The 26,523-nt window shown below is 41.5% G+C and carries 15 protein-coding genes; 3 read left to right on the forward strand and 12 right to left on the reverse strand.

Going from position 1 to position 26,523, the window contains the following annotated elements:
- Positions 1-13: 13 nt before the first annotated feature.
- On the reverse strand, positions 14-1,555 hold the full coding sequence (locus BMW98_RS06325; RefSeq protein WP_090257668.1) for an N-acyl-D-amino-acid deacylase family protein: 1,542 nt from the start codon (positions 1,553-1,555) through the stop codon (positions 14-16).
- A gap of 3 nt (positions 1,556-1,558) precedes the next feature.
- Complete coding sequence (locus BMW98_RS06330; RefSeq protein WP_090257669.1) at positions 1,559-3,028, reverse strand: M28 family peptidase; 1,470 nt, start codon at positions 3,026-3,028, stop codon at positions 1,559-1,561.
- Positions 3,029-3,149: 121 nt separating this feature from the next.
- Here BMW98_RS06330 and BMW98_RS06335 point away from each other — a divergent pair, with 121 nt between their 5' ends.
- A complete protein-coding gene (locus tag BMW98_RS06335) occupies positions 3,150-11,420 on the forward strand; it encodes a choice-of-anchor D domain-containing protein (protein WP_090257670.1) in 8,271 nt (2,756 codons plus the stop codon).
- Positions 11,421-11,469: 49 nt separating this feature from the next.
- On the opposite strand, the gene BMW98_RS06340 is transcribed toward BMW98_RS06335, so the two are convergent.
- The 4 genes from BMW98_RS06340 to BMW98_RS06355 all read right to left on the reverse strand — a co-directional run bounded on the left by BMW98_RS06340 (position 11,470) and on the right by BMW98_RS06355 (position 17,794).
- Positions 11,470-12,819, reverse strand: coding sequence for an MFS transporter (locus BMW98_RS06340; protein WP_090257671.1), 1,350 nt, complete (start codon positions 12,817-12,819; stop codon positions 11,470-11,472).
- A gap of 6 nt (positions 12,820-12,825) precedes the next feature.
- Positions 12,826-14,196: an alpha-amylase family glycosyl hydrolase gene (locus BMW98_RS06345; RefSeq protein ID WP_090257672.1), complete on the reverse strand. Its 1,371-nt coding sequence runs from the start codon at positions 14,194-14,196 to the stop codon at positions 12,826-12,828.
- Complete coding sequence (locus tag BMW98_RS06350) at positions 14,193-16,598, reverse strand: glycoside hydrolase family 31 protein (RefSeq protein ID WP_090257673.1); 2,406 nt, start codon at positions 16,596-16,598, stop codon at positions 14,193-14,195. The genes BMW98_RS06345 and BMW98_RS06350 overlap by 4 nt, the downstream gene beginning before the upstream one ends.
- A 164-nt stretch (positions 16,599-16,762) precedes the next feature.
- Positions 16,763-17,794, reverse strand: coding sequence for a LacI family DNA-binding transcriptional regulator (locus tag BMW98_RS06355; protein WP_090257674.1), 1,032 nt, complete (start codon positions 17,792-17,794; stop codon positions 16,763-16,765).
- Between the two features lie 420 nt (positions 17,795-18,214).
- Here BMW98_RS06355 and fbaA point away from each other — a divergent pair, with 420 nt between their 5' ends.
- Positions 18,215-19,279 (forward strand): class II fructose-bisphosphate aldolase, encoded by a 1,065-nt coding sequence (fbaA, locus tag BMW98_RS06365; protein ID WP_090257676.1) that lies wholly within the window; start codon positions 18,215-18,217, stop codon positions 19,277-19,279.
- Positions 19,280-19,347: 68 nt separating this feature from the next.
- Here fbaA and pfkA read toward each other — a convergent pair whose 3' ends face one another.
- From pfkA to BMW98_RS06390, 5 genes are all read right to left on the reverse strand, one after another.
- A complete protein-coding gene (gene pfkA / locus BMW98_RS06370; RefSeq protein ID WP_090258232.1) occupies positions 19,348-20,331 on the reverse strand; it encodes a 6-phosphofructokinase in 984 nt (327 codons plus the stop codon).
- A 191-nt stretch (positions 20,332-20,522) separates the two neighbouring features.
- The gene (locus BMW98_RS06375) at positions 20,523-21,092 is read right to left on the reverse strand and encodes a NifU family protein (protein WP_090257677.1); all 570 of its coding nucleotides are present in this window, start codon (positions 21,090-21,092) and stop codon (positions 20,523-20,525) included.
- A 51-nt stretch (positions 21,093-21,143) separates the two neighbouring features.
- Entirely contained in the window at positions 21,144-22,511 is a 1,368-nt protein-coding gene (locus BMW98_RS06380) for a dicarboxylate/amino acid:cation symporter (protein WP_245733496.1), read from the reverse strand.
- Between the two features lie 50 nt (positions 22,512-22,561).
- A complete protein-coding gene (gene aroC / locus BMW98_RS06385) occupies positions 22,562-23,638 on the reverse strand; it encodes a chorismate synthase (RefSeq protein WP_090257679.1) in 1,077 nt (358 codons plus the stop codon).
- Positions 23,639-25,099 (reverse strand): BatD family protein, encoded by a 1,461-nt coding sequence (locus BMW98_RS06390; protein WP_090257680.1) that lies wholly within the window; start codon positions 25,097-25,099, stop codon positions 23,639-23,641.
- A gap of 148 nt (positions 25,100-25,247) precedes the next feature.
- Between BMW98_RS06390 and BMW98_RS06395 the strand changes: the two genes are divergently transcribed.
- Positions 25,248-25,433 carry a hypothetical protein gene (locus tag BMW98_RS06395; RefSeq protein ID WP_090257681.1) on the forward strand — a complete coding sequence of 62 codons (186 nt, stop codon included), beginning with the start codon at positions 25,248-25,250 and terminating at the stop codon, positions 25,431-25,433.
- A gap of 42 nt (positions 25,434-25,475) precedes the next feature.
- Here BMW98_RS06395 and queG read toward each other — a convergent pair whose 3' ends face one another.
- Positions 25,476-26,411, reverse strand: a complete 936-nt coding sequence (gene queG / locus BMW98_RS06400) for a tRNA epoxyqueuosine(34) reductase QueG (RefSeq protein ID WP_420820075.1) — start codon at positions 26,409-26,411, stop codon at positions 25,476-25,478.
- Between the last annotated feature and the right edge of the window lie 112 nt (positions 26,412-26,523).

Genomic DNA, 26,523 nt, shown 5'->3' on the forward strand with positions numbered 1-26,523 from the left:
TGCTTTGCGGCTGCTAGTTACGCTTTTTCTTCAAAAGCTTGCCAGAATTAATGTGGCTACTTTCTCCATTTTCTCGCACCAACTTCCCATTTATAATCACTTCATCAAAACCCTTAGCTAATTGATGAGGGTTGGAATAAGTTGCTGTTTCATGAATGTTGTCGGGGTTAAAAATCAACACATCTGCTTTGTTGCCTTCTTTTAAAACTCCTCGGTTGGTTAAACCGATGGTTTTTGCTGGTAGCCCGCTCATTTTGTAAATGGCTTCTTCCAAGCTTAGTGATTTTTGTGCTATTACATACTTTTCTATAATTCTAGCTTGTGTACTATGCCCCCTAGGGTGCAGCATGGTTGGAGAACCATCGGAAGCAATAGAGATATCAGGGCTGGTGATAAAGACATCTTGTAGTGCTTCATCCATAATAAAGTAGGCGCCAGATGCTCCTTGTGGTCCAATGTCCATCAGTACATCCACATAGGTGCGCTGTTCTTCCTTGGCAATTTGGGCTAGTGTTTTTCCTGCATATTTACCAGAACCGAAAAGTGTGGCTTCAGGGCCGTTTCTTTTTATTACACGGGCTTCTAAGTAGGTCTCAAGTTCTTTTTTTCTGGTTTTAAGCACTTGTTGAAATTGGTCGTTGGTTTTGCACCACGATGGGAATAAAATGCCAATACCCGTGTAGCTTGCCGTGTATGGGTAAACATCTGCAGTAATGTTTGTGCCCGCTTGTTTCTGCTTGTCAATTAATTCGAGTATCTCTTCACCACGGGCTTCTCCTTTACCATAAACCACCTTTATGTGCGAAATGTGCACGTCACAAAACTCTCCTAAATCGAAAAGCTCTTGCAATGAGGCTTCCACCTTGTCGTCATCTTCGTTTCTTACATGGCTCATAAGTACGCCATTGTTAGCTGAAACGGTTTTGGCTAAGCCAGTCAGTTCATCTTTTTGTGCATACATGCCCGGTACATACTCTAAGCCTGTGCTAAGGCCAAAGGCTCCGGCTCCGAACGCTGCTTGTAAAAGCGTGTTCATTTTGTTCAATTGGTCAGCCGATGGTGTCCCTTCATTGGCTATTTCAGCTTCGCGCCTAAGTGAGCCGTGTCCCGCAAAAAGAGCCACGTTCATTTCTAACTCGGCTGTTTCCATGGAGTTTATGTAGGCCGGCAAACCACTGGAGCCAGGGTGTGAACCGTCTTGCCCCAACACAATGGTTGTAACGCCCATTGCCGGAAAGTTTTGGAATGATGCAGTGGAAAGTGGGTTTCCATGAACGTGTAAATCGATAAAACCCGGGCTTACTACTTTTCCTTTGGCATCTAAGAGTTTTGAGTAGCGAATTTTAGCAGTATCAATGTCGCCAATAAAGGCAATGACACTGTCTTTAATTAGCAAGTCGGCTTGATAGCCCGCTTGACCGAGTCCATCGTAGACTGTGCCGTTAATTATGGCAATATCAAATTGGTCGGTTCGCGATAAGAGTTGTTCAAAGCGACTCTTGCTTTGGCATGCAACCAAAGCAAGAGCACTTAATATGAGTAGGAAATGCTTCATTCCTTAGTCGTCCCAACGCCAGTCGCCACCAATTTGTAGCTTTAGCTTTAGTCCGTTACCCTCCAAGAAAGCCTTGGTTTCAGCATCGTTAAGCTTTTGAGCCGGAAGTGTATCCGCATCGGCCAAAGCATAAAGCATCATTGAGCTGAACCGTACATTGTTTTCCATATGTTCTTTGTTCACTAATTCGAAATCGTCACAATCAGAATGGTAGCAACCATAAATGTGACGCTCCAAATTAGATGAAGGTGCGGTGTAAGGAATTCCTTGTAGCATAAATGGCTGATGATCACTGTGCAACCCGGCACCATTGCGGTTGTTGTTTTTAAATGTGGTAGAATCTACCGCCATAATTTCTTTTCCAATATTGTCGAAGAAAGCCACAGCTTCTGGTCTGCCAGAGGCATTATAGCCAACCGGGTTTCCGCTCATGTCTTGGTTCATTACGTACTTAATGCTTTCAATACTACCATCTTCAACCGCAGCATTCACGTAAGCGCGAGAACCCAAAAGGCCTTGTTCTTCGCCCATAAACATGATGAATTCGATGGTCCTTTTCGGTTTAAGGTCCAATGCCTTGAAGGTTCTGGCCATATCTAACACTGCAAATGAGCCTATTCCATTATCGATAGCACCTGTTGCCAAATCCCAAGAGTCTAAGTGGCCGCCAACAATGATTTTTTCATCAGGGAATTCTGATCCTTTGATGGTTGCAATTACATCGCGTGCTTTGATTTTGTTGGCTGTGTTCGTCATTTGTATATCAGCACGCATGCGTTTTTTACTAAGCGTTTCTTTCAAGGCCATACCATCTTCTTTACCAATACACACGGCCGGAATATCAATTAGTCCGCCAGTAACTGAGGCTGTACCGGTTAACAGCACACCACCGTCTACCTGATTAATGATGATGATTCCTTTAGCGCCATTTTCGGTGGCTAAGGCAGTTTTTTCAGAACGGTGTAGGTTAGATGTGCCTTCTGGTGAGCCCGGAAGAACGCCAATGTAAACCAAGGCAATTTTGCCTTCAACAGCGCCTGGTTTTGCGGCATAGTCTGCTTCCAAGCCATTGCCCATGTCAACAATTTCTAAATCGATGTCGGAAGAAACAGGCGAGTGGGCCAAGCTAACAGCAGAGTAAGTTTCCATGCCGCTTTTGTTCAGATTACCAATTTTCACCTCGACATCACCCCGCATCCAAGTTTCAACTTCAAAAGGAAAGTACTTCACATCGTCAAAACCATAAGACTTTAATAAGTCGAAGGTATACTCCTCAGCCTTTGCCCCATTTTCAGAACCAGTTAAGCGGTGGCCAATTGTGGAGGTGGCTTCGCCTAGGGTCTCATAGGCCTTTGAGTTGGCTTTTACTTCTTCATTTATTGATTGGAAAACTTCGTTAAGCGACTTTTCTTTTGGCTGGCAGGCAAAAATCGTTAGGGCCAGCATAGGTAGGTACAGTTTGTATCTCTTCATTTTGGAAAAGTAAAACCAATCTGGCTTAAGAAATAATATTTTGTGATTATTGGTAGAAAGAAAAAGACTTATGTGCTTAGTTTTGAGACTTCAATTTTTTGCTTCTTAGATTGATTTTACAATGCCCACACGTTTGCTTGCTGCTTTCATAATTTTGGTTTTAGGTTCTTCAAATCTAAAGTCTCAAAACTCAAATCCACCCATTTTCACAAGCTCTCCTGTGACAGTGGTGAAGGATACTTCTTACTACAAATACTTGATAGAGGTAAATGATCCAGATGGTGATGACTTTGCTGTGCAAACTATGGAACTGCCTGAATGGCTTCAGTTTTTGAAAACGGCATCTGTTAGGTCAACAAGAGGGAATCCTTATGTAGATGAAATAAGAGATGGAGACGCTTCTAGTGCTACATTTTATCGGATGACCAGTACTGCTTTAGACAATGAGGGGAATATATATTTTACTGAAGGCTCTACAGTTAGGGTTTTAAAAGTTGATGGGAGTATAGAGACCATAGCGGGAGGAGCTGAGAGAGGGTATCAGAATGGTACTGGTATAAATGCGAAGTTTGAGTCGCTAGGTGCTATTGTTTTTGCTCCAGATAGTACATTGATGGTTGCAGATGAACGTAACAATGCGATTAGAAATGTTTCTAGAGAAGGCGTAGTAAGAACATTTTTTAAGGGTGAGTATGGGCACCAAGATGGTGGTTTTTCAGAGGCTAAAATCGGAGGCCCAATGGGCTTAGCGTATGACAGCCAAGGCAACCTGATTTTTTCTGACATGAATACATACTATGTAAGAAAGATTACTCCTGATAGTTTGGTTGTAACTATTGCTGGGAATTCCATTAAGCATTGTGGTGTAAATGGTGTGCCAACGTGGTGCACTTATATTGGAGGGAACACAGATGGCTCAGGAGATGTAGCCAAATTTAATTACCCATATAAGCTTGGTGTTGATAATAACGATAATATCTATTTACTCGAATTTGGAGTTGGTAGTATTAGAAAAATAACACCTGATGGTTATGTGACAACTTTAGCAGGAGGTGATTCTAATTCACGGGAGATAGTGGATGGTTTAGGCTCTGAGGCATCATTTGTATATCCATGGGGAATCACTATTGATTCGGATAACAATATATATGTACTCGATAATCGGTTTGTAAGAAAAGTGAGTCCTGAGGGTAAAGTAACTACTCTGGCAGGAGAAGGGTATGATGTAGGAGGGGATTTCAACATTACGGGGGGAGGGACTCTTTACTTTCACAACGATCATATTTATGTGCCTTTTGAAGGTGTAATCCATGAGTTGGAATTAAAGCATAAGCTTACAGGCAACCCAAGAGCGAAGGCTGGCATATACCCGGTAGGTATTCGGGCAACAGATGAGTTTGGAAATAGTTCTTTACATGAGTTTGAGGTGGAGGTTGTTGATGAAAATCAACCCAAAGTACTTGAGTTTGAAGTGTTCAATGATATGGATACTGTGTTCGGTGATTACTTTACCAGCAGAATCGTTTTTTCAGAAAAGGTAAAAAATATTGACCCATCAGACTTTACCATTACTGGCGACCTTACTAATTATGAGATAGCACCGCTAGTTCAGGTAAGCAACGACTCTATATTCAATATAAGAGTTGATGGTTTAGTAGGCACGGGGGAGTTTACTCTAGGGTTAAAGGAGAATAATGATATTTCGGATTTTAACAATAACCTACTCATTCAGGAAGAGTCGGTGTTGAATACAGAGCCATTGTTTAAGACAGATAACCTAGCTCCGGTTATAACATCATCAGTTGAGGATGCTAGCATTATCAATGATACTATTTACTCTTACCCAATTACAGTGGTAGATGAAAATTTGGCTACATTAGATTTTTCTGCCTCTACGGGGTTACCGGATTGGTTACATATTCTCAAGTCTAACTGGCAAATAGAGCAACTTGGTAGCGGTGTTCCTGGTACAAAGGGTGGACATTTAGATACGGCAGAATTTTATAGGCCAAGTACTATTTTGGTTGATGAGAACAGAAACCTTTATGTAATTAGGACTACATATTTCAATAAAATTTCACACAAAAGTATTGTTTCTCAAATCCCTTTATATCATAGTGTTAATGGGGAAATTTCTGCGCTCGACAATAGTGGTAATATAATAGCTGCAAGTTTTTTAGATGGTGATAAGCCAGCAATTTTCAAAGTGAGTCCATTCGGAGATAAGCAATTATTGGCTGGTGGTAAGGCAAAAGGTATTGTAGATGGGACAAATGGAGTAGCTAGTTTCAATAACATAGTAGATATAACTGTTGCAGAGGACGGAAGTCTTTACTTAATAGACGATTACCTAATTAGAAAAGTTGATGTTAATGGGGTAGTTACTACACTTGCAGGTTCAGCTTTAGGGCATAAAGATGGAGGGGGAGCTGAAGCAGAGTTTTTTTATCCTCAGGCTCTTGATATAAGTCCAGAAGGCTTTTTGGTGGTTGCAGAAAGCGAAAGTTTAAGAAAAGTCAGTTTCGAAGGAGAGGTGACAACTATTGGAGGAACAGTTAATGCGTATTTATCAAAAGACGGTGATTTAGCTGAAGCGCGTTTCTATGGGATAAATGAGATTGAGATAAGTGAAGCTGGGGAGATGTTTTTTATTGAAGCTGGAGTACTAAGGTATGTAAGTGCGTCAGGTTATGTAAAAACCCTCTTCGAAAGAGATGCTAATCCATTTGAATATTTAAAAAGTCTAGCTTTAGGCCCCAATGGTGAGTTATACGTAATTGATGACAATACAATAAAAAAGCTTACTTACGACTTTGAGTTATATGGAAATGCGATCAATAGAAGTGGTGATTTTGATATAACTATTAATGTTGAAGATAATGCTGGTTTTTCGGATAGCCAAAACATAAGCGTATCTGTGCAAGATGTGACACTTCCAGAAATTGATTACTTCAATAGAACCTCGCCTAATCAGGGGGCTGGATTTACCAAGGAGATTGTTTTTGAGGTAGGCTTTTCAGAGAAGGTAAGCGGTGTTAATCGAGATGCTTTTGAGCTAAATCTGGACGGAACTGTTTCGGCTGATATAGGGAATGTGCTTTATGAAACTGATAGCGCAGCTGCTAAAATTTCTATAATAATTAACGGTGGTAGAGGTAACATTAACCTATCTATTCAAGAAGATAATGAGATAAAGGATTCTGTGGGGAACGCTCTAGGGAATGTGAGTGTAGATAATAGTGATGAAAGATTCTATTTCTACAACGATGCTCCAAGATTTAATGGGGTAAGTCAGTTTGAAGTAAATGCTGGTGAAAAATTTGAGTTTCAGGTTTATCCTTATGATCGAAATGGACATGACCTAGAGGTGTACGAGGGGGAGAACTGGCCGGAGGGTCTTACATTAACATCTCGTTATGTTACCGATACTGAAGTTTATGCTGATATGGATGGTCAAGACAATTCTTTGTTTGACCAACCAAAAGCAATTGCTTTCGATACTATTGGAAATGCCTTCGTTATTAATGCAGCAAATGGTCAAATATCAAAAATTTCTACTAACAAGGTTAAGACTTCTCTTGTAGACTACTCCTCTTTAAAAGGCACTCCAGAGGATTTAGCCATTGATAAGTACGGCAATATTTATATTGCTGACTCTGAATGGAATATCATTAGTAAAATTTCTTATTCTGGAGAGGTATCAATTTACGCGGGTAAGAAGAGTGAGTCAGGCTTTGCCAATGGTTCTCTAGATGAAGCTAGGTTTAATGGCCCGTCTGGTATTACAATTGATACTTTGGGGAATTTATATGTTGCTGATCAGGGAAATCATGCAATAAGGAAGATCAATACTGATGGAGTTGTGAGTACATTGGTAGGAAATGGTAGTGCCGGTTATAAAGATGGAGAACTTACCTCAGTCCTATTGAATCGACCAAACACGATCTCTTTTAACAATTCAACAGGTACTATTTATTTTGGTGAGATAGGGAATGAAGCTTTACGACAGATAGAAGGTGATTCAGTAAATACAGTCGCGGGAGGAGAAATTTCGGAGAGTATTGTCCCTTATGGAATAGCCAATGTTGGGCATAGAGTTTTCTTTACTCATGGTGCTTCAAATGCTGTTTTCGAATTAATCGATAGTGAGGTTGTATCAGTTTCGGGAGGAGAAATAGGTGATGTTAATGGTGATGGGGATAATGCAAAGTTTCATAGGCCTGAAGGGTTAGCTTACTACGAGAATGCTCTTTATGTTGCAGACAGAAATAATAATACTCTTAGAAAAGTTCTGCTTACTAAAGACCTCGTTGAGGGTATAGTAGATAATCAGGCTTATTTGTATTTTAAATTAGAGGTTGTTGACCCAATGGGATATAAGGGAGAAAAAAACTATAGTGTGCGAATATTCCCATCAGACCCTCCTGAAATACATCAGCTAAACCCTTCAACTTTTTCAAACGCAAACTCTAACACGCTATTCAGTGTCTATTGGAACAAATTGGTTATTCCTAATGAGGGAAAAATTCAGATTAGGCGTTTCGAGGATGATAGTATTTATAAAGAGATCGATGTTAACTCTGATAAAATTTCTTTTGATGAGAATAGGATGGAATTCAGAGAGAGTCTAAACCTCGGAGTTGCTTACTATATCCTAATCCCAGATTCTTCATTTCATGATGGTTTAGGTCAATATTTTAAAGGCTTGCGAGAAAAGCGTGATTGGATGTTTGGCATTAGTGATTATTCTGGTTCAGCACCAAGTATTACTTCCATTTCAAGATATAACAGTAAACCGGAGGTGCAGCGCAGAAGCTATGTTCAGTTCTCTGTTCTGTTTAATACAGATGTTAGAATAAATAATGTTGATGATATCTTAATAAATTTTACCGGTGACTCTGCTAGAATAGAAGGGTTTGAATCACGGTTTAGTAGTCACTTTGTAGTGAATGTAAGGACATTTGGAGAGGGGGAATTATCGATTGACCTTAAATCTGATGGAAGTATTGTAAGTCGATCAGATGTCAGTTATGATGGTAAAGTCTACTATAAGGAGAACTATATTATAAAAAATGAAGCCCCAGAGTTCGAAATTCAAACTAATGCTCAAATTGTAGACACAGTAAATTATAGTGCCCCCATACATGTTTCTGATGTAGAGCGAGATGGAGTAACTCTAGAGTCTATAAGTTTGCCAGAGTGGATAGATATGGTAGATGATACTGTATACACTGTTTCAACTTATTTAGGTCCTATTGAAAATCAAGACTTGCTTATAACAGGGGATAGAGATTTTGGAAATAACGAGGCTGAGATAGTCAGTGACCTGAACAACCCAAGAATGACAGCTATAGGTGCTGACGGCACAGTTTACTCAATTAATTCATACGGCATTTCAGTTGCTTCACTTGATACTAGCTATTTTTTAAGTATTACTGGAGGTTTTACAGATGGGCCAATTGAGGAAGCTGGTTTCAGAACGGTTACTGGTATTGATGTTGATGAATTGGGTAATATTTATGTTGTGGACCAAAATCAAAAAGCGCTTAGGAAAATTGATGTTGATGGGAATGTAACTACGCTTGCCGGATCGCAAGAATATGGGAATGCTGATGGGGTAGGAGCAGATGCTAGGTTTCAGTGGATAACTGAGATTAAAGTCGTTAATTCTGATAGTATTTTGATCGGTGACTATAATTTGCTAAGGCTTGTTAAGTCAAATGGAGAGGTGTCAACGCTAGCAGGTAAGGTTAACTTCTCTTCTAATTTAGAAGGGCCTGGTTTAGAAGTAGGACTTGGAAAAATTATAGGTCTAGATGTGGACAGTAAGAGTAATATTTACATTGTAGATGGAGAATATGACAATATAAAAAAGTACGACTCCGAAGGGAATATTACTATTGTTGCTGGTAACAAAGAGTTGTATCGTGGTGAAGTCTTAGATGATAGAGATGGTGCATTAGACTCTGCAGTTTTTAGAAGCCCATATGATATTACTTTTAACGATAGGGATAGAAAACTATACATTTCCTCTAGCCAACCTAGTGTTATTAGAACCATTGATTTGGAAGATCAAGTTGTTCAAACTATTGCAGGCTCAAAGAATTACTTTTTTAGTGGATTTAAGGATGGAAATGGTATTGAAGCATTGTTTAATTATCCTCGAGAAATAATGTCCTATAATGGAGATGTTTATGTTAGAGAAAACTCCAGAATTCGAAAAATAACAGCTAATAAAAAGCTAGTGGGTAACCCTGTGGGGCAGCTTGGAGTACATCGAGTTGTTTTGAAAGCCACAGATCATGCAGGGGCCTCAACTGTGCAAGAGTTTAATATTGAGGTTGTAAGAGTAATACAGTCGGAAAACATTCAAGTGCAACCGGTTTCTGACATTTTCAAAAAAGAAGACTTTGAAGCGTTCCAAATTCAATTGGATGAAGTTTTCATAACCTCATTGGAGAGTATGAATTATTCTGTTTTGGGGGCGACTAATGTTAATGTTACTATCCAAGGGGGTAAACTCACTTTTAGTTCTAAAGAAGACATCTATGGAGAGGATGATTTAATTATTATTGCCGAATCGGGTAATGAAAGTGCATCTGTCGAGTTTAAGTTATTCATAGAATCTGTAAATGATTCTCCGACAAATATTAACCTTTCAAACCTTGGTATAGCTGAGAACTCACCAATAAACACGGTCATTGGAGTGCTGACTACAGATGATGTTGATGGAGGTAGTCATACTTACACAATCATGGAAGGTTCTGAACTTGTAACTCTAAAAGAGGGTGAGCTTTTGGCTAATTCCGTTTTTGATTTTGAAACGACTGATGAATTAGTAGTTAGAATAAAAAGCCAAGATCTTGATGGTGCATTTTATGAAAAGGAGTTTGTTCTTTCTATTACTGATGTTAATGAGAAGCCTTTATCTCTAGTCTTAGAATCCTATTCTTTGAGCGAGAATAATAAAATTGGGGATGTTTTTGCAAAAATCATCTCTGAAGATCCAGATTATGATGACACCTATTTTTATACCCTTGTAGAGGGTGAAGGAGATGCTGATAACAGTCTCTTTGAGGTCGATGGAGAGAATCTTCTGGCACAAACTGTATTCGATTTTGAGACGAAGAATGAATATCGCATTAGACTTAGAGTAACCGATGAGGCGGGCTTGTTTCATGAAGAGCAAATGACCTTAAGCGTATTAGATGTTAATGAGAAGCCTTTATCTCTAGTCTTAGAATCCTATTCTTTGAGCGAGAATAATAAAATTGGGGATGTTTTTTCAAAAATCATCTCTGAAGATCCAGATTATGATGACACCTATTTTTATACCCTTGTAGAGGGTGAAGGAGATGCTGATAACAGTCTCTTTGAGGTCGATGGAGAGAATCTTCTGGTACAAACTGTATTCGATTTTGAGACGAAGAATGAATATCGCATTAGACTTAGAGTAACCGATGAGGTGGGTTTGTTTCATGAAGAGCAAATGACCTTAAGCGTATTAGATGTTAATGAGAAGCCTTCATCTCTAGTCTTAGAATCCTATTCTTTGAGCGAGAATAATAAAATTGGGGATGTTTTTGCAAAAATCATCTCTGAAGATCCAGATTATGATGACACCTATTTTTATACCCTTGTAGAGGGTGAAGGAGATGCTGACAACAGTCTCTTTGAGGTCGATGGAGAGAATCTTCTGGCACAAACTGTATTTGATTTTGAGACGAAGAATGAATATCGCATTAGACTTAGAGTAACCGATGAGGTGGGTTTGTTTCATGAAGAGCAAATGACCCTAAACATATTAGACGTTCCAGAGGCTGTTTTGGGTGAAACTCCGGAAACTTTAGATTTTGGTATAGTTGAGGAAGGGAGTCAAGTCCAAAAGACTTTAAGTATAGAGAATACTGGGAGTGCAGACCTACTTATTGAATCCATCATAGCATCTAGTGGGTTCGAAGTAGATTGGAGTGTGGGCACTCTTATTCCCGGAGAATCCTTGGGGTTAGTTGTTACATTTACACCTATGGAAGCCATCCTGTATGAGGGGAGCCTTGAAATTGTATATAGTGGAGGCACTCGACTGATTAGTTTAAGTGGAGAAGGAGAGATTGTTACAGGTTTTGATATTGAGATTAGTGAGTTGCAAGATATGTTCAATGTATACCCAACTCCTTCTGCCAATGTGGTATTCATGGAAGTTGACAATTTAGTGTTGCCTAATGTTAAATTGATAGAGTTGAGAAGTATAGAAGGGAGGTTACTTCAAGTATGGGGAAGACCTAGCTTATTGAATGAGTTAGACTTAAGTAACTATACTGAAGGAGTATATCTGGTACGTGCGGTTCTAGAGAATGGAACTGTATCCAAGAAGGTGATAATAGCTAGATAGAAAAAAGCAGCCCTAAAGCTGCTTTTTTATTAAGGATTCGGAATTCGTTTTAAGTGGTTATCGTGTCGTCTTCGTCTTTTACAACTTTGAGCGAAAGTGCAGCAAAAATCATAAACACTCCGGAAAGAACGATTGAGAGCATTGGGTTGCCGCCAAAAAAGTTTTTAATAATTGAGCCACCCACAAAAGCATTGGTTATTTGAGGAAACACAATGAAGAAATTGAAAAGCCCCATGTAAATACCCATTTTTTTGGCTGGTATAGAACCTGCTAAAATAGCGTATGGCATGGCCAGAATACTTGCCCAAGCAATACCCACGCAAACCATCGACCCAATTAACCAGTATTTATCTGGAGCGAAATACATGGAGATAAGACCAATTCCTCCAATCACAAGGGATATAGCGTGTGTTTGTTTTCTGCCTACTTTTTTAGCAATTGCTGGTAGGAAGAATGCGTAAATAGCCGAAACCAAATTGTATACTCCGAAAATAATTCCAACCCAATCACCCGCATTCTGAAACTCTTGAGAGCTATTGTCGCTAGTAGGCAAGCCCCAAATGTGATGAGCAATGGCCGGGGTAGAAAATACCCACATGCCGTATAGCGCAAACCATGAGAAGAACTGTACCAAGCCCAGTTGCTTCATTGTTGCAGGCATGGCTCGTATGTCGTCAAATATCTGAAGAAACCCTTTTGATGATTCGGGTTCAGACACCACACCATCTTCTTCTTCAAAGGCTGCAGTTTCTTCAGGAGTGTACTCCTTGGTTGTGAAAACGGTGATTAGAATTGTAATTATCAGTACAATGGCCCCGCAGATAAAACTCCAAACCAAACTTGGTGGAACTTGTCCCTCGGCAGCGGTATTGGGCACATTGAACCAATTAGTAATTGCCCACGGAAGCCATGAGCCTATAACTGCACCGATACCAATAAGAATAGTTTGTACGCTGAAACCAAGAGTTCTTTGATCCGATGGAAGTTTGTCTGCCACCAAAGCACGGAATGGTTCCATTGCTATATTAAAGCTGGCATCCATAATCATAAGAAAACCGGCACCTACCCAAAGGGCTGGCAGAAAAGCAATGAACAGGTCAGCTCGAGGCATTAAAATAAGCCCAATAGCTGCCAGTATGGCTCCGGTTAAAAAGTATGGTCTTCTTCGGCCAATTTTGGTCCAGGTTCGGTCGCTGTAGTGCCCAATTATAGGCTGAACAATCATGCCGGTAAGTGGCGCTACTATCCAGAAAAGCGATAAATGCTCCACATCAGCACCAAATATTTGAAGTATTCGGCTGGCGTTGGCATTCTGCAGGGCAAAGCCCATTTGAATACCCAAAAACCCGAAACTCATGTTCCAGATCTGGAGAAAACTAAGGCGAGGTCTCTTTGACATAGGCGGTTATTTGGTAAAAATCTTATAACGGTAAGGTGCGAGCTCTTGCTCTTGAGAAACATTTACTACGCCACCTCCAAAAACTCGGATCATGGCTTCGTAACTTTTATCTATGTTGAATGAAACAGGTTCCCCAGAAAGGTTGATAAGTACAAGGACTGTTCTGTGGTCTTTCACTCTTTTAAAGGCAAGCACTTTATCGTCTACTTCTGTACTAATCCATTCAAGCGTTCCGCCAAACTCACCATTCCAAAGGGCTTGGTTTTGTGCTTTTAGGCTGAACATTGTATTGTAGAGCGTAGCGAATTCATTGTATTTGGGCCATTCAATCGGATCTTTTTCAAAGAATTCTAAGCGCTTTTTATTATTGGCCTCTTGCCCAGAATAGACCAGTGGCATGCCGTAGGTAGTGGCGGTAAATACAAACCAGGCTTCTTGCGCTGGCCCAAAGAATTCATCGGCCGTGCCATTCCACGAGTTTTCATCGTGGTTGGTAATAATGTTCATTTTGTAATAACCCTGCGGATAACGAGCAAAGTCTTTTTCGTACATAGCCTTAATAGCGGCAGGCAATTCTTCACCAGCAGCTACTTTTCTCATTAGGTGCATCAATTCCCAAGAGTAGGTCATGTCGAAGGCATCTTTGTGAAGCTCAGGATCTTCTCCTTCAGCCAACATAAATACAGGCTTTATTTGGTTTAACTCGCTTCTAACTTCGTTCCAAAAGTCCATTGGCACCATTTCGGCCACATCGCAGCGGTAGCCATCAATATCAAATTTAGATACCCAGTACTTCAGGGCGTCTTTCATTTCGGTACGCATTTCTTGGTTGTCGTAATTAAGGTCAATTACGTCCTCCCAATCGGCTACCGGGGGCTGAAAACTCCCGTCTTCTGTAAGTGTGTAAAAATCAGGGTTTGTTTCCGTCCAAACATGGTCCCATGCCGTATGGTTGGCCACCCAATCGATAATTACTTTCAAGTCGTTTTCATGAGCTACTTTAATCAGGTTTGTTAGGTCTTCTTCAGTGCCAAATTCAGGGTTTATGGCTTTGTAGTCCTTTACTGCATAGTAACTACCGAGTGTTCCTTTTCTATTTTTTTCGCCAATAGGGTGAATAGGCATGAGCCATAGAATGTCAATACCCATTTTTGCGAGTCTCGGAATATCTTCCGCAAAAGCCGCAAAAGTGCCTTCGCTGGTGTGCTGGCGAATATTAGCTTCATAAATCACCGCATCCTTACTCCATTCGGGGTGTTTAACATTCGAAGGAATTACGGTTACTTCTTTCTTTTCCTCCTTTTTTTCGGCTGTACAAGCAGCCAAAAGCCCAGCAGTTAACAGAAGGCTTAAAACGGATTTCAAAGTACTTCTCATTTCCAGGTAATCTTTATCTCACTATTAGTTAATTCCGTACTTAAGGTAGCAATTGAGTGAATAAGATAATCCTTTTTTGCTCTCTGCGGTAGCGGATCGAATTCCGTAATTGGGTCGATCAATCTTATGTTTTCGCGTTGAATATCTGCTGAAGCCCCATTAATACTGAATTCGGTAGCGTTGAAGCCATGCAGGTAAATTTTTACCGAACGGAAAGTGGTATTGAATTCACCTTGGCTCGCGCCTATCGTTAAGGTTTTTTCTGCCCCGTTTTGTTGAATTAAGCGTTCATTGAATTGGCCTTTTTCAAAATCGAAAGTACTACCGTCATCTTCATAGAATACTTGTTCTGTATTTTCTTCACCGGCATAAACGTGAAGTTTCAATTCGCCATCGTGTGCCTGCTGGGTGTTTTGAGTTACATTTTGCATAGGTACAATGGCGCCTGCTTTGGCAAAAACAGGCAAATCTTCCATGCTAGTATGTACTATATGGTGTTTCCCTCCCTCAAAAACCTCATCGGTAAAAAAGTTGTACCATTTGCCTTTTGGTAGGTAAATCTCGGCATATTCTTGTGTGCTCACGGTTGGGCAAACTAGCAGCCAATCGCCAAGCGTAAATGCGTTTTGTGCATTGCCTCCATAGATGTTGCGGTCGTTGTAATAGGCCACAGCTAACGATCTATTGATCGGTAACCCTGTTTTATGTGCCGTGTAGAAGGTGCTGTACAGATAAGGCATCAGTTTGTAGCGCAGGTTTATATAATTACGCGAAATTTCTTCTACCTCTTCCCCATAGGCCCAAGGTTCCGAATCGCGGCTATTTACCATGCTGTGTACCCTAAAGAACGGTGCAAAGGCGGCTACAGCTAACCATCTAGAAAATAGTTGCGGTGAGCATTCACCTACAAAACCACCAACATCATAACCGCCAACAGGAATGCCCGTCATGCCAAGGCTGTTCACTAGACGAACGCCTAAAAGCATGTGGTCATCGCCAGCTACATTGTCGCCTGTCCATACCGCAGAATAACGCTGAACACCGCAAAAACCTGCTCTAGTTAGTGCGAATGGCCGCTTGTTGCCTATTTGCTTACGGGCGCCTTCGTAAGTAGCACGCACCATCTGGAACCCGTAAACATTCCTTGCCTTAAGGTGAGAAACCTGTTGACCTTCGTAATCAAATTCTACCAAGTCGGGCACATCTTGTCCCCAGCAAGCGGGTTCGTTCATGTCGTTCCAAAAACCTTCTAAGCCTAAATCGGTGTAGAATTTCAATTCATCAGCCCACCAATCTCTTCCTTTTTTTGAAGTGAAATCGGTAAAGTGACTATTGCCAGGCCAAACGCTTGCCTCGTACTTTGTACCATCGGGGTATTTTACAAAAATGTCTTGCTCCACGCCACTGTCATAGGTGCTATACCCTTGCTTGGTGGCTATGCCTGGGTCGAGAATAATTACTACTTTATAGCCTTGCTCTTCTAGCTTGGTAATGAGCGCTTTTGGGTCGGGGAAGCGTTCATCGTCAAAGGTGAAGGCCATGTAGTCTTTCATGTAATGTATATCTAAGTAGATTACATCGGCCGGGATTTTCTTGTCTCTAAATGTGCGAGCAACGTTATGAATTTCGTGCTCAGGGTAGTAGCTAAAGCGACATTGTTGGTAGCCTAAACTCCACTTTGGTGGCATTTGAATGGTGCCGGTAAGTTTGGCATAATGCTGAATTACTTCGGCCACAGTATCGCCTTGAATAAAGTAGTAATTCATGTCGCCAGCATCAGCACTAAATGAGCTAAAGCGGTCGTTGTTCGAAGCGCCAAAGTTAAAGTGTGTTTTGTGCGTATTGTCGAAGAAGATGCCGTATGGCCTGCCTTCTCTTACTCCTATATAAAACGGAGTAGATACATAAAGTGGGTCGGTGTCGTTGCCAAAGCCAAAGGCATCAGAGTTCCAGTTGTCAAAAGAGGAGCCCCTTCGGTTGAGCCCACCACCTTTTTCTCCTAGACCAAGGAAGATTTCGTCAGTCCCAAGTGTTTTGTAATTGGTTACTTTATGGCCTAACCAGCTTACGCCAAAAGCGGCATCATCTTCATTAAGTAATTCATTATTCGAATCAATGAATTTGAGCCTCATTGGGTGCTTCTGCACTACAAGCTTAACCGCTGAGGTGGTCAATAGCAGTTCCTGCTCGTTTTCCTCAAGCTTAACGGCTGGCTGTTGCGGCTTTAATGTAACAGAGAACGGATTTTCGTCAAACTGGTCATCTTTACTAAACTGTACACGAATGATGTTTTCAGTATAAGCAGTGAATTGAAATTTGACATTATTGGCCAAACCGGCAAAGCCATTTGTGGTTTGCTGATGGCTGCTCAATGAGCCTAGAGATTCGTTTCGAATGTTCATCGACAAGTAAATTAGAAGCCTTTATAAAAAGGGGCATTCTATATTACTCAAATTAGCGCAGGTATTGAAGCTTTTGGATGAGATAGAAAAGCTTAGGATGCAGTCAAAAAGCTTGTTTTTTGATTGAAAACGAAGAAACAAACGTTTGCAAAGATTTCTGCCTATTAGGCACTATTTCGGTTGGAAGAGGCCCTTACGATCACCTCTGTATCCAAAATTTTGATCTGGCTTTTCTGCTTTTCCTTTTGGTTGATTTCTTGAAGCATAAGGTTGGCGGCTTCTTTACCAATCTCATATCCGGGTTGCGAAACACTGCTAAGTGCAGGTTCAACCATACGAGAGAACTGCCAGTCGCTATAGCCAATAATAGCCATGTCCTCGGGTACTTTTATTCCGGCTTTTCGTGCGGCCATAAGCGCACCTATAGCGGCCATGTCATTGCTGGCAAAAACACCGTCTATTGGCATTCCCGAGGCAATAAGTTTGTCCATGGCTGCTTCGGCTTCCTCTTGGGTTCCGTTTCGGCACTCCACAATGTATTCTGGCCTAATCGGCATGTTGTTGTCTTCCAAAGCTGAGCTGTAGCCTTCAATTCTCTTTCTGCCAATGATCAGGTTTTCTGGGCCAGACAGGTGTACAATGTTTTTGCAGTTTTGGTGAATGAGGTGCTCCACGGCATCGTAGGCGCCCTGATAGTCATCTACAATTACGCTGGAAGCATTCATGCCTTCTACCAGTCTATCGAAAAACACCATAGGCGTGCCATCGTTCACTACTTTTTGTAAGTGTGCCAAGTCGGAAGTCTCTCTTGAAATGCAGACTAAAACACCGTCTACTCTGGCGCTCATTAGCGCATCGATGCAGTCGCCTTCGCGGTCATAGTTCTCGTTCGACTGGCAGATCATTACGTTGTAGCCTTCTTTCATTGCAGCATCTTCAATACCACTAATTACTGTTGAGAAAAAGAAGTGAACGGTTTCAGGGATTACAACACCAATAATATTGGTTTTTTGGTTTCTAAGGCTTAGCGCAATGGCGTTTGGCCTATAGTTATATTTGTCGGCTAATTCTATTACTGCCTTTTTAGTAGCAGGGCTTATGCCAGGAAAGTCCTTTAATGCCCGCGATACCGTTGAGCAAGAGATGTTTAGCTCTTTTGCAATGTCTTTTATGGTTACCTGTCCGCTCTTCTTCATGCTGCCTGATAAAATATTCTATTGAATATGGTGTTTAAAGATGCTGATATCTTTTGACTTAACTATACAACGCAAAATTTTTTCAAAAAATTAAATTCTGCTTTAACGGCTTATTTAGCGTGTTTCAAACGTTTGCATTTGTTTGGTTGAATACCTCGCATTTTCGCGTACGTTGAAAATTATGCTATTAATGCCTACTTTGGACTCGTCATTAGATACAGTTAACTATAACAGGCTCCATTCTGTAATAGTTGCTGGTTTTGACGGTAATTTCCTCCATTTCTATTATAGTTTACTTTACTTATGGCGCACTTGTGGCGCCTTAAGTATTTTAGGGCGAAATACTTGATATTCGGGTGCTTTAGACCTACAAAAATTACTTTATTTGCAATCACTATATATCGATCAAAAAAAATAATCATGGGAAAATTTAGAAGCGGAGTGCTTTATGGCCAGGAACTAAAAGACTGCCTAAGCTACGCCAAAGAAAATGAGTTTGCGATACCTGCGGTTAACGTGGTGGGTACAACTACCATAAACTCTGTGTTGGAGACCGCCAAAAAAGTTAATTCACCTGTTATAGTTCAATTCTCAGTGAGTGGTGCAGCTTTTTATGCTGGTAAATCACTAAGCAACGATGGTTACAATGCCTCTATCCAAGGTGCTATTGCTGGTGCGCAGCACGTGCATTTGTTGGCAGAGCATTACGGAGTGCCGGTAATTTTGCATACCGACCACGCTGCAAAAAAGTTGCTTCCATGGATCGATGGTTTGTTGGCAGCAGGTAAAAACTACTACGAAAAGAATGGACAGCCATTGTTCAGTACGCATATGCTCGATCTTTCTGAGGAAAGCTTAGAAGAAAACATAGCAATTAGTACTGAGTACTTGAAGAAAATGGATCCACTGGAAATGGGTATCGAGATTGAACTAGGTATTACTGGTGGTGAAGAAGATGGTGTTGATAATACTGATGTAGATTCTTCTCGTTTGTATACACAGCCAGAAGAAGTTGCTCAGGCTTGGGACGCTTTGCGTCAGGCGGGTGACATCTTTACTGTTGCTGCATCTTTCGGAAACGTACACGGTGTGTACAAACCAGGTAATGTAGAATTGAGACCAGAGATCTTAAAGAACTCTCAAGACTATATTAAAGAGAAGTACGGTACTGAAGACAAGCCGGTTTACTTTGTATTCCACGGTGGTTCTGGTTCTGAGCCAGAAAAGATCAAAGAGGCTACCTCTTATGGTTCAATCAAAATGAACATTGATACGGATGTTCAGTGGGCTTGTTGGGACGGTGTTCACGGGTACTACAACGACAAGAAGGACTACCTACAAGGACAAATTGGTAACCCAGAAGGTGAAGATTCTCCGAACAAGAAATATTACGACCCAAGAGTTTGGTTGCGTAAAGCAGAAGAAGGCATCGTTACACGTTTAGAAAGAGCGTTTGACGAGCTAAATGCTATCGGCAGAAACTAACCTGAAGAAGAGAATAGAAATTAAAAAGGAGGCCAAGGCCTCCTTTTTTTGTGTTATGTGTTTCTGATTTAGATTGAAAGAATCTTAGCGATTCTGAATTCATCATCATCAAGTCTTTTTACTGTTTTAATGGCCTCGCCAATAGGTGTGTAAGTAATCCTATTGTTGATAACACCCACCATTACTTTCGACTGACCATCTCTTAAACCTTCGACCGCTGCCACACCAAGGCGGCTAGCCAATACGCGGTCCATTGTGGTAGGGGAGCCACCACGCTGTAAGTGTCCTAAAACTGTTACTCGAATATCGAAGTAGTCGAGTTGCTCTTTTACTTTAGCTGCTACATCGTAGGCATTTCCCAGTTTACAGCCTTCGGCTATAATTACTACGTTAGATGCTTTTTGGTTGGCAGCACCTTTTCTCAGGCGCTTTATTAGTTGGTCGATGCTCCAGTTGTGCTCAGGCACGATCATGGCAACAGCACCACCGCCAATGGCTGAGTTTACGGCAATAAACCCGGCATCTCTCCCCATCACTTCAATAAAGAATAAGCGGTCGTGAGAAGAAGCGGTATCTCTAATTTTATCTATCGCCTCGCGGGCGGTATTACAGGCCGTGTCAAAACCAATGGTGTAATCTGTTCCGGCCAGGTCGTTATCAATTGTTCCAGGTATGCCTATTACCGGCACATCGTACTCTTGGCTAAAAATATCTGCTCCGGTAAAAGAACCGTCACCACCAATTACCACAAGGGCATCAAGCTCTCGTGCTTTAAAGTTTTCGTAAGCCTTAGCACGGCCTTCTTTAGTTCTAAATGCTTCGCTGCGTGCTGATAGTAAAAATGTACCGCCACGGCTCAGAATGTTGGAAACCGAACGCACATGGAGCTCTTCCATTTTGTCGTTAATCAGCCCGTCATAACCTCTGTAAATTCCGTAAACTTCAATGCCATAATAAATACTGGCACGTACAACCGCTCGCACAGCGGCATTCATTCCAGGAGCGTCTCCTCCTGAGGTAAGTACACCTATTTTCTTAATCTCTTTAGCCATAAGTGATGGTTCAAAACACTCAAAAATAGTGTTTTCAAAATAGAATGTTTGGGTGGTATGAAAGTATAATCCTGCAATCGTTTGAAAATTTGCAGAATAAGAAGAGAATGAACTGAAAAGCGTCATTCAAAAGGAGAAAAGTTCTTCTTCGCTTATGAATGACGCTGTATGCTATAGCTTGAATTTTAAGCTTAAACGCCTTCTGCTACTACTTCCTTCACATCTTCAGGAAGCATCCTTTTCAATAGGTTTTCAATGCCTTGTTTTAGGGTAACTGCCGAGGCTGGGCAGCCGCTGCAAGAGCCTTGTAAGCTTACTTTTACCACGCCATCTTCAAAGGCTGCAAAGCCTATAGCGCCACCGTCTTGCTCAACTGCTGGGCGAATGTACTCGTCCAAAATACCCTTGATCTTTTTAACCACCTCAGAATCGTTCTCGTCAAAAAGAGGGTCTTTGTCCAATTCTTCAAGAAGCAAAGGTTTCTCATCTTCTAAATAAGGCTTAATTACCGCCCTTATCGCGTCTTGAATTTCTAACCATTCAACACTATCGCTTTTGGTTACGGTAATAAAGTTGCTCATGTAGAAAACACGTTCTACACCTTCCAAATCGAATAACTGTTGTGCCAAAGGAGAATCCTTGGCCGAAGCTTTATCGGGGTAATCGAAGCTGATGCCATCCTGCAACAACATGAAGTTCACTACAAACTTCATGGAGTTTGGATTAGGATTGGCCTCCATGTATATATTAACTGCTCTCATTGCGCTTTAATCTTTTGCCAATATTAAACCACAAAGGTAGGTGATTAGTTCTTAGTCTTCCTTCAATTCGCCTTCCGATTTTGCAACCAAGGTAGAAACGGTAGCATCACCAGTTACATTTACCACGGTGCGAAGCATGTCAAGCGGCCTGTCTACAGGGAAAATGATAGCAATCCACGCAGGGTTCAAGCCAACAGACTGAAGTACAACCACCATCATAACTAAGCCGGCACTAGGTACGGCAGCCGAACCAATTGAGGCCAAAGTAGCTGTAAGTACAATGGTTGCTTGCTGAGTGAATGAAAGGTCTACCATATGCAACTGCGCCATGAAAACCACCGCAACTGCTTGGTAAAGGCTAGTGCCATCCATGTTTACGGTTGCACCAATTGGCAGTACAAAACTCGATACGTTTTTAGAAACACCCAAGTTATCTTCTACACACTCCATAGTTACAGGAAGTGTTGCCGCACTAGAACTTGTTGAAAATGCTAAGAACTGCGCAGGACTGATTTTTTGGAAGAATTTTCTATATGTCATGCTCTTAACAAAAGCGCGCACAACCAGTGGGTAGAAAACAAAAATTAGGAATAGAAGCCCGGCAACCAGTGTTACAGAGTAAGAGGCTAGGCCTTTAAATATTTCGAATACTTCGCCTGGAGTGTCTGCCATTTTAGCGATTACACCAGCCAAAAGACAGAAAACGAAGAATGGAGCGGCCTTCATTACGAAGTCTACCATTTTCAGGAAAACCTCGTTGGCGCCATTCACAAAGTTGGATAAACCGGCCACTTTCTCTTGCGGCAGGCTAGCCATACAAATACCAAAGAATATAGCGAAGAAGATCACCTGAAGCATAAGTTTATCATTGCTCAGCGAAAGCATGATGTTCTGCGGAACCATATCCACAATAAACTTCAAAGGCCCTGCATCTTTGTTTTGAGAAGCGGCAGCTTGCTTTTCGGCAACCATTTTCTTCTCTGCTTCTGTCATTTCTTCGGCCTCGTACAAATGGCTGTATTGAGGGTCGGCCATGTAGTTTTTGCCATCAAGTATCTCAACGCCATTGGTAGCAGCTACCCAGCTTTCATATTGAAGCCTGTTTTTAATGCGTTGCTCTTCATCAATAAGCGCTCCTGGCTTTACCAAGTTTACCAAGGCCAAACCAACACCTACGGCAATTACTGTAGTAACTAAATAGAAGCTTAAAGTTTTGCCTCCCATTCGGCCCAACTTCGACATGTCTTTAAGGCCGGAGATTCCGCTAATAATGGAGAACAGCACCAACGGAACCGCAATGTACTTTAACATGCGAATGAAAATCTGCCCAAATGGATCGATCCATGTAATGGTGAACTGATTCCAGCCAAGGGAGCTTGAAAGGAACGCCCAAATCACACCTGCTACTAGTCCTAGCATGATTTTGACGTGCAAAGGAAGCTTCTTCATTATTTATTTAGTTTGGAATTTTAAAGTCGGTTTGACCTGCTAATTAGCAAATAATCGGCAATTACCAAAGCTGCCATTGCATCAACGATAGGCACTGCGCGCGGTACTACGCATGGGTCGTGACGACCTTTTCCACTAACGGTAATTGACTCTCCGGCTTCATTTACGCTTTCCTGATCTTTCATTATAGTAGCTACCGGTTTGAAGGCTACATTGAAGTAAATGTCTTCTCCGTTTGATATGCCCCCTTGAATGCCTCCAGAAAGATTGGTGCGGGTTTTAACTTTATCGCCATCTTTATAGAAGGCGTCATTATGGTCTGAGCCATTGAGTTTTACGCCTTCAAAACCACTGCCGTATTCAAAGCCCTTTACGGCATTTATGCTCAGCATGGCTTTACCTAGTTCGGCATGCAGCTTATCGAAAACAGGTTCACCCAAACCAACAGGTGTGCCTTTGATTACCCCAGTAACAATTCCACCAATGGTGTCTCTATTTTTACGAGTTTCATCAATCAATTCAATCATTTGTTCGGCCACGGTTGCATCGGGGCAGCGAACAATGTTGTCTTCGGTTTTACTCAGGTCCAGTTCGGTATAAGGCTTGTCTAGCTTTAAAGCGCCTACTTGCGAAACATAAGCTTGAGCACTTACGCCATGATGTTTTAAGAAGAGCTTGGCAATGGCTCCGGCAGCTACGCGTGCGGCAGTTTCGCGAGCAGAACTGCGCCCGCCACCACGGTAGTCTCTATGGCCATATTTCTCCTGAAAAGTATAATCGGCATGCGAAGGGCGGTACTTGTCGGCAATGTGCGAGTAGTCTTTGCTTCGCTGATCCTGATTTCTGATGAGAATACTGATAGGTGTGCCAGTAGATTTTCCTTCAAAAACACCTGAAAGAATTTCGAAGGTATCGCCCTCTTGTCGCTGGGTAGTAATCTTTGACTGACCAGGTTTTCTTCTGTCTAATTCTGACTGAATAAATGTCTCGTCAATTTCCAGCCCAGCAGGGCAACCATCGACAATAACGCCTAGTGCAGGCCCGTGTGATTCACCGTATGTGTGAATTCTAAAGAGTTTTCCGAAAGAACTTCCCATTTACTTTTTAAAGACTAAATATCCGGCAGCCGCTAACATAGCGAATATTAAGATATTGGCGATTATCAAAGGTGTATTATCGTCTTCTAATGGGCGAAGTTCGTTTGATGTCGCATCTATTTTGTCGTAAAAAGAGCCCAAATCGGTAGAAGAGATAGAGATATTCTTTTTGCTTTCTCCCGTTACATTAAGCTTTACGGTTGCGCTTAAAGTGTCGTACTTTTCTCTTACAGGGTCGAAGTATACCCAGCTAAAGTAGTCCTTTAAGTCGTACTGTCCAGGCTCGTTTGGTATACCAAAGTAGTTGTAGTTTTTAGCACCGGTTACACGGCCACCGCCTCGGTTAACATCTTGGCTAATGTTTGGCGGATAAATGTCCATGGCTTTGGTCTCAGGAATAATCGGGTCGTTGATTCCCGAAATGTTGCCCTCACCAATTATGTTGAATGAGTACTCGAAACTTTCACCCGTTTCAACTTCTATTTTGTTAATCTTCTCGTCCAATTCAAACTCGCCAACAGCCACCATGTCTTTTAAAGGGTGAGCAGGTAGTGGTCTTACCTTCACGGTTTTTTCTTTGGTGTGGAAGGTTTTAAAATCTTCTTGTCTGTCGCGGCCAAAGAAAGAAGGAGAACGCGCCACGCGATATTTGATCATTTCGAATGGTACAGAAGGGAACACCACTGGCTCTAAATTCAATGGATAATAAGTGGCTTGATAGATTTTGTAGCGTGTGTATGTTTTGCCGCCAAGGTTTACGCGTTCGCCATAAATGTTTTCAATATTAAAGTTTTCTTCCCAGCAGTTTTCTGGTCTTAACTCTTTCAGAACCGTTGACAGTTGTTTGCCAGCTTCATGAAATTGTAGTGGTGCACGATTGGCATCGGCCACATAAAAGGCAAAAGTAGTGGTAAAGCCTTCACCAACATAAACTTCGTCTTTATCGGTCGTAAGGGCTAAGAATGCATCTTCCTTTACATCTACAAACTCAGGTTCGCTACTGCCTTTTCCGCCAAACAAATCATCGAACGGGTCGGCAAATGGGTCGAACCTTCTTCTCCTTGAGTTTTGTGGGCGGTCTACTGCAGCCACAATTTTCACAGTTTTGCCCTGAGACGAAACCGTGGTTCCGTTTACATCAATACTAAATGGGTCTAAAGTGTAGGTGCCTTCCTCCAAAGGTAAGTAACGTTGAATAATGCTTTGGGTGGAGGAAATTTGTCCATTTATAATATTGGTTTTGCTAGAAGAGGAGGTTCCTCTTTTGGCAAAACCTTGTATTTCAGGAAAGTTGGTGTAACTCTTTATGTTTTCGTTTTGAACGGTAATGGTAATGGTGAATAGCTCGTTTAAGGCTACTTCGCTCTTACCTAATTCTATGGATATTTCCTGTCCAAAGCTTACTTGTTGAAAGCCAAGAACTAACAGTAGTAAGGCTAAAATTCGACTGGATTTTCTCATGGACTTTTATTAAATTCAGAACGCTTTTGGGAACGAAACCAAATATAAATTCATTTTCTAAAAGAGAATAACCTCTTTACAGGAACGTTCGTATAGAAGTAACGACCGATTCTTTTAAATAGATTCATAACCCTAAAACGTTCTTAACATGTTGGAATATTTCAAAACAATTTTATCGAAGGTAAGCTTCGATAGGAAGCTATTTGAAAAAGAGTTAAGAAAGGCGATTAAATCGCTAGTGACCGATGAGCTCGAAGAGCTGAAAAAGTGGTGTTACGAGCGATATGGCCAACTTTATGGCCCGCTGATCGACAGGCAGTTTGTACTCGCCTAAAGAAAATTAAATTACTAATCTAGCCCGTTTCCCTGACGGGCTTTAATTTTTTCCGACAAATTCTAGGTTCCTTTTAAGGCCGCTAAACTTGGTGCGTTTTACCGCGGAGTGACGAAAAGCCTCTCTAAAAACAGCTTCTGTTAAATCTTGCCAATTATTGTTAAATAGTTCTTTAAGCCCGTCTTTTGGTTCGAAGTGAGCTTCGTTGTGTGGTTTGGAGAACCGGTTCCAAGGGCAAACATCTTGGCAGATGTCACAGCCAAAAGCCCAGCCTTCCATTTTACCTTTAAATTCCTGTGGAAGCTCGTCCTTCAGCTCAATGGTTAGATAGGAGATACATTTGTTCGCCTCTAAATGGTATGGGGTTATGGCATCGGTTGGGCAGGCGTCAATACAGCGGGTACATGTACCGCAATAATCTTTAATCGGGCCGTCTGGTTCGAGCTCTAGGTCAATAATTAGCTCTGCCAAAAAGAAAAAACTCCCATGTCCTTTATTGATTAGCAAGGTGTTTTTGCCAAGCCACCCTAGTCCGCTTTTTGCTGCCCATTGGCGTTCCATAACAGGTGCAGAATCCACAAAAACTCTTCCGTCAATTTCACCAATTTCTTCGGTGAGTATGGACATAAATTCTTTCAGCTTTTCTTTAATTACATGGTGGTAATCTTTGCCATAGGCGTACTTAGCTAGCTTGGGTGCTTCAGGGTTTTCTTGGGCAAAATCCTTTTCTGGGTAGTAGTTATAGAGCAAAGAAACTACCGACTTGGCTCCCGGCACTAGTTTGGTTGGGTCGAGCCGCTTATCGAAGTGGTTTTCCATATAGCTCATTTTGCCATGAGCGCCACTTTTCAGCCATGCTTCGAGCCGAGGAGCCTCCTCTTCTAAAAACTCAGCTTTAGAAATACCACAAAACTGAAAGCCAAGTGCCTGAGCCTTTTGTTTTATCAGTTGGGTGTTATGGTGGGCTAAAGTTTTCATAGAGGGCATGCCTAAATTACCTTAAGGGGCAAAGTAATTAAGAATTTGGAAGAAGAAGTCTTATTCTGCTCTTCAATTCTTCTTCATGTATTCAACTAATACATTTCTATTT

The sequence above is a fragment of the Roseivirga pacifica genome (assembly GCF_900111145.1).
In the GTDB taxonomy this organism is placed as follows: Bacteria; Bacteroidota; Bacteroidia; order Cytophagales; family Cyclobacteriaceae; genus Roseivirga; species Roseivirga pacifica.

Excerpts from the sequence above, each read along its gene's own strand:
- BMW98_RS06325 (WP_090257668.1), bottom strand. The coding sequence starts at position 1,555 with ATGAAGCATTTCCTACTCATATTAAGTGCTCTTGCTTTGGTTGCATGC.
- BMW98_RS06330 (WP_090257669.1), bottom strand. The coding sequence starts at position 3,028 with ATGAAGAGATACAAACTGTACCTACCTATGCTGGCCCTAACGATTTTT.
- BMW98_RS06335 (WP_090257670.1), top strand. The coding sequence starts at position 3,150 with ATGCCCACACGTTTGCTTGCTGCTTTCATAATTTTGGTTTTAGGTTCT.
- BMW98_RS06340 (WP_090257671.1), bottom strand. The coding sequence starts at position 12,819 with ATGTCAAAGAGACCTCGCCTTAGTTTTCTCCAGATCTGGAACATGAGT.
- BMW98_RS06345 (WP_090257672.1), bottom strand. The coding sequence starts at position 14,196 with ATGAGAAGTACTTTGAAATCCGTTTTAAGCCTTCTGTTAACTGCTGGG.
- BMW98_RS06350 (WP_090257673.1), bottom strand. The coding sequence starts at position 16,598 with ATGAACATTCGAAACGAATCTCTAGGCTCATTGAGCAGCCATCAGCAA.
- BMW98_RS06355 (WP_090257674.1), bottom strand. The coding sequence starts at position 17,794 with ATGAAGAAGAGCGGACAGGTAACCATAAAAGACATTGCAAAAGAGCTA.
- fbaA (WP_090257676.1), top strand. The coding sequence starts at position 18,215 with ATGGGAAAATTTAGAAGCGGAGTGCTTTATGGCCAGGAACTAAAAGAC.
- pfkA (WP_090258232.1), bottom strand. The coding sequence starts at position 20,331 with ATGGCTAAAGAGATTAAGAAAATAGGTGTACTTACCTCAGGAGGAGAC.
- BMW98_RS06375 (WP_090257677.1), bottom strand. The coding sequence starts at position 21,092 with ATGAGAGCAGTTAATATATACATGGAGGCCAATCCTAATCCAAACTCC.
- BMW98_RS06380 (WP_245733496.1), bottom strand. The coding sequence starts at position 22,511 with ATGCTAGGACTAGTAGCAGGTGTGATTTGGGCGTTCCTTTCAAGCTCC.
- aroC (WP_090257679.1), bottom strand. The coding sequence starts at position 23,638 with ATGGGAAGTTCTTTCGGAAAACTCTTTAGAATTCACACATACGGTGAA.
- BMW98_RS06390 (WP_090257680.1), bottom strand. The coding sequence starts at position 25,099 with ATGAGAAAATCCAGTCGAATTTTAGCCTTACTACTGTTAGTTCTTGGC.
- BMW98_RS06395 (WP_090257681.1), top strand. The coding sequence starts at position 25,248 with ATGTTGGAATATTTCAAAACAATTTTATCGAAGGTAAGCTTCGATAGG.
- queG (WP_420820075.1), bottom strand. The coding sequence starts at position 26,411 with ATGAAAACTTTAGCCCACCATAACACCCAACTGATAAAACAAAAGGCT.